General features: G+C 66.3%; 1 protein-coding gene. It reads right to left on the bottom strand.

The genetic code is table 11. The annotated features are described in order from the left end of the window. Positions 1-128: 128 nt before the first annotated feature. Positions 129-380: a PilZ domain-containing protein gene (locus tag SE92_RS21305; RefSeq protein WP_063198101.1), complete on the bottom strand. Its 252-nt coding sequence runs from the start codon at positions 378-380 to the stop codon at positions 129-131. Positions 381-658: the final 278 nt, after the last annotated feature.

Raw genomic sequence — 658 nt, 5'->3', positions numbered from 1 at the left:
GTGACGGTCTCTCCTCATCCCACAGTGCCCGCGTGGAGAGATCACCCCACCCCGCTCGCGCTACGCGCGATCGACCCACGGGCGAGCTACGCTCGTCCCGGACCCCTCCAGGGGAGGGTAAGCAAACCTCAAAACACCACGCCAACGCGCGTGCCGCGCTTCCAGGCGATGCGGCAGCGCTTCCTGGTGTTGACGTGCAGCAGCTCGAAGCGATCGGGGATCTTCACCTGGCCGCCGAGATCGACGCAGGCGCCGCCGGGCGAATAGTCGATCAGCGTGCAGGTGATGACCGGCGCGCGCGCGTCGGTGATGATCTTGGCCTGGCGCGACACCAGCCCTGCGGGCTTCACGCGCGCGTATTTGCGTGGGAATTGCGGCACGTCTCCTCCAGCTCCGCAGGTTTCGCAGCGAACATGTGCAGGATGATGCAGATGAGTTGATGCCATCCGGCTAAGCCGCGCGGGAGAATTTTAATGAAAAGTGTCGGCGAAGAAGGAAAGCAGCGGTAGCGGGGTGCCACCCTCCCCTGGAGGGGGAGGGTCGATCGCGCGCAGCGCGAGCGGGGTGGGGTGATCTCTCCGCTCGGGCAGTCTTTGCGTTGAGAGATCACCCCACCCCGTCTCGCCTCGCTGCGCGACGCGAGCCGACCCTCCCCCTC

The organism is Bradyrhizobium sp. AT1 (assembly GCF_001590795.1).
In the GTDB taxonomy this organism is placed as follows: Bacteria; Pseudomonadota; Alphaproteobacteria; order Rhizobiales; family Xanthobacteraceae; genus Bradyrhizobium.
The sequence above is the reverse complement of the archived record's forward strand: the minus strand, read 5'-3'. Positions and strand labels throughout refer to the sequence as shown.